The 3,796-nt window shown below is 41.4% G+C and carries 3 protein-coding genes; all 3 read left to right on the top strand.

Translation table 11 applies throughout. The annotated features are described in order from the left end of the window. Window positions 1–164 precede the first annotated feature (164 nt). Window positions 165–1,658 (top strand): AmmeMemoRadiSam system protein B, encoded by a 1,494-nt coding sequence (gene amrB, locus J7K40_06940; protein MCD6162133.1) that lies wholly within the window; start codon window positions 165–167, stop codon window positions 1,656–1,658. Continuing rightward, the gene (locus J7K40_06935) at window positions 1,645–2,952 is read left to right on the top strand and encodes a M23 family metallopeptidase (GenBank protein ID MCD6162132.1); all 1,308 of its coding nucleotides are present in this window, start codon (window positions 1,645–1,647) and stop codon (window positions 2,950–2,952) included. The genes amrB and J7K40_06935 overlap by 14 nt, the downstream gene beginning before the upstream one ends. Window positions 2,953–3,158: 206 nt before the next feature. Next, window positions 3,159–3,554 carry a hypothetical protein gene (locus tag J7K40_06930; protein ID MCD6162131.1) on the top strand — a complete coding sequence of 132 codons (396 nt, stop codon included), beginning with the start codon at window positions 3,159–3,161 and terminating at the stop codon, window positions 3,552–3,554. Window positions 3,555–3,796: the final 242 nt, after the last annotated feature.

Genomic DNA, 3,796 nt, shown 5'->3' with positions numbered 1-3,796 from the left:
AAACCAGTTAAACCGATTATAAGTGATGCAGTTTTAAACTATTATGATTTAACTTGACATCAATATTAAGATGAAATTATACTTTATATGTGTTGAAGCCGATAACTATTATAATAATAATTTTGTCAGTCCTATTTATCAGGACCCCTATATTGGAGGGGGATATGAGTACTGAAATAAGACAGCCTGCTGTTGCGGGAAGTTTTTATCCGGGTGAGCCATCAGAGCTGGCGAAAATGATTGCTCAGATGATGTCACAGGTTGACAAGCCATCCATAGCTGGCGATATAGTCGGGCTGGTTGCGCCGCATGCCGGTTATATCTATTCCGGTTTAGTAGCATCCTATGCTTATAAAACAATCCAGGGAATGGAATATAAAGATGTTATCGTTATTGGCCCCAGCCATGCGGAAGCATTTTCAGGCGCAGCGGTTTATAATGGCGATGCTTATCAGACTCCGCTGGGAATAATAAATATTAATAAGGAACTATCCCGGAAAATCGCTTCTAATTCCAAGCTGGTTCAGCTATCTGATAAAGGACATCATTTAACAACGAGAGGGGGCGAACATTCGCTGGAGGTTCAACTGCCATTCCTTCAGACTGTTCTTGGGAATTTCGAATTGACAGCTATCGTGATGGGTTCTCAGGATATGCAAACCTGCCGCGGACTGGCTGAAAGTATTTTTGAGGCTTGTAAAGGCAGAAAGGATGTTCTTATTGTTGCCAGTTCCGACCTGTCTCATTTTCATAGTTATGACACCGCAATTGCTTTAGACAGCAGGGTTGCCGATTTAATCAACAGCTATGATTATATCCAACTACATAAGGAGCTCGAGGAAAATAAAATTGAAGCTTGCGGCGGCGGTCCGATTGTTACCGCCATGGCTGTTTCCGAAATGATGGGAGCTGGCACCGCTAAGGTTGTAAAATATGCCAACTCCGGTGATGTTAGCGGTGATAAATCATCTGTAGTTGGATACTTATCGGCGGTTTTTAGCAAAGAAACTATTGTGAAAAAAGTATATGAAATCAATGAAGAGGCACAATCCGAAAAGATTGAGGACGGCGATAATGATGTTGAAATAAACCCTGCTTCTGCCGTTGATTTTGGTCTTTCCAATGATGAGAAAATGCTGTTGCTTAATTTATCCAGAGAAGCGATTAGGGCGGTTTTCTCGAAAAATCAGTTCGAGCTTGATGAGTCGGAATATTCCGGTGTTTTGGCTGAAGAACGCGGGGCTTTCGTTACCTTGACTATTGGCGGTCAGCTTCGCGGCTGTATTGGTTATATTAAAGCGGTTAAACCGCTTTATCAGACAATTGCTGAGATGGCTGTGCAGGCGGCGTTTCATGATCCCCGTTTCAGGCCATTAACAGAAAGCGAGTTTGAATCAGTTGATATTGAGATTTCAGTTTTAACGCCGATGACTTTAGTGGAAGACCCTAATACGGTGGTTGTTGGTCGTGATGGCCTTTATATTATTCGGGGTTATAATAGCGGGCTTTTATTACCGCAAGTGCCGGTTGAGCAAGGCTGGGACAAAGAGACTTTTCTCAATCAAACATGTTTAAAAGCAGGTCTTCCGAGCGGAACATGGAAAGAGGCCGGAACCCAAATTTACAGGTTCCAGGCTGATATTTTTGGAGGCGAGTAAAATAACCAGAAAAATAAGAAATTTTTATAACCCGCCACTAAATCCTTTTTACAGGGTTTATAGAATATTTACGCCTTTATTTTTAGCCGGCGTTGTGCTGTTTTTTTCATATACCGTTCTTAAAAGCAGCTATACATCTATCAATGATATTAATACAGATAAGTCGGCTTATACGGAACAAATAGAGTTATCGGCGATTTATGCCGGAAAAATTCACAAGAACGGTTCGCTCTATACCGAGCTTTTACATCAGGAAGTCCCCCGGGAGGCTGTATCAAAGATTACTAATAAGTTCTCTGAATTATTCGATCTGACCAATTCTCATCCCGGCGATGAGTTTAAGCTTTTTTTGATACCGGGAGATACGGTGCTTACTTTTGAATATGTTACAATCGACCTGAAAAAATATCATCTGGAGAAAGTTAACGATGAATATATAGACAGAATATCGTCGGTTGAGCTGGACAAGAAGATTGAGTATTTCGGCGCGATTATCGAAACATCCCTCTGGGATGCTGTTGCTGATGGTTTGCCGGATTCCGAATTGTTTACGAGAATTACAGACATCTATGCCTGGGAAATTGACTTTCTGACTGAATCACAAGCTGGCGATGCTTTTAGAATGATTTATCAAACGCTCTATAAGGATGGCAAATTTATCAAGTGCGGTAATATTATGGCTGTTGAGTATAACCTTTCCGGAACTCGTCATCAAGCATTTCTCTATACCGACCCGGATGGTTATACCGATTATTATGATTGTAATGGCTATTCCTTACGTCGGGAGTTGTTAAAATCGCCGCTGAATTACCGTCGGGTATCATCAGGTTATTCACATAGCCGGCTGCACCCGATATTCAAGATTTATCGTCCTCACCTCGGAATAGATTATGCCGCTCCGATAGGAACCCCGATTGTTGCTGCGGGCGATGGCATAGTCAGAGTTAAGGATTGGGTGAATGGCTTTGGCAACTATGTGGAAATTACGCATGACTTCGGCTTATCAACCAGCTATGGTCATCTTAATGAATTCGCCCAGGGAATAGTCCGGGGACGTCGGGTTCGTCAGGGACAGGTGATCGGTTATGTCGGTATGACTGGCATCGCTACCGGTCCCCATCTCGATTATCGCGTTAGGAAAAATCGCCAGTATGTCAACCCGCTTAGGATGACAGTTCCTGCCTCGCCGCCGGTAAAGCCGAAGTATATGGCTGAGTTCAAAGAACTGGTTTCCGAAAGGCTGGCATATTTTAACCGCCCGATTGAACCGCGATTATATGTTTCCAATCAGTAATAATATTTTCTACTAAAATAGTATTTTTGTTGACGGCTTGAATAAAATTGTTTATTAAAGTGTATAATTAAATGAAATACTTTAAAATGTAAGCAACATAAAAAGGAGGAGAAGTGTTTACGAGAACCAAAATTTTATTAATTATATTAACAATGCTGATGTTATCGTTGTTGATATTTGCGTCATGTTCAGAAGAATCAGCTCAAATGAAAGTAATAGTGCAGAATGGAGGTTTCGAGAATAAATCGACTGCAAATAATGACCCGAATGGTTGGTTTGCCACACGCGTTCCCCAAACCGCAGAACATGTTTTATTCGATAGGGATAGTGAAATCGTACACTCTGGCAGCTATTCGGTTTCCATTGAAATCAAAGACTCGCATCCTGAGGATACAATTGCTTATAATTGGATGCACAGTATAGAAAAATTTGAAATCGGCAAAGCCTATCAATTAAATGGCTGGATAAAAACGAAAGACCTTAAAAAAACCTGCGTTTATTGTTGTTCAATACTGGGACAAAGCAAAAAAAGAAATGCTGACATTTGCCACAACTCAGCAAAATTATCCGTTAATCGGTACAACAGATTGGACATCAGTTAATACAACTTTTACAGTGCCTGATGGAACAATAGATGTAATTATTCGCGCCGGTATTGCCTCACCAGAAAACAAAGGCGGCAAGGTTTGGTTTGATGATATTCAGGCTACATTGAAATCAAAATAAAGCACTACTGTCCAGCCTTTTGTCCGCCTTAGGCGGATGCTATAATGATGTCATTCCCAACACTGCCCGCGTCATTCCCAACTTGATTGGGAATCCAGAGATTGGTCATGCCGATACC

It is taken from the genome of Candidatus Zixiibacteriota bacterium, assembly GCA_021159005.1.
GTDB lineage: Bacteria > Zixibacteria > MSB-5A5 > UBA10806 > 4484-95 > JAGGSN01.
The sequence above is the reverse complement of the archived record's forward strand: the minus strand, read 5'-3'. Positions and strand labels throughout refer to the sequence as shown.

Excerpts from the sequence above, each read along its gene's own strand:
- J7K40_06930 (MCD6162131.1), top strand. The coding sequence starts at position 3,159 with ATGAAAGTAATAGTGCAGAATGGAGGTTTCGAGAATAAATCGACTGCA.
- amrB (MCD6162133.1), top strand. The coding sequence starts at position 165 with ATGAGTACTGAAATAAGACAGCCTGCTGTTGCGGGAAGTTTTTATCCG.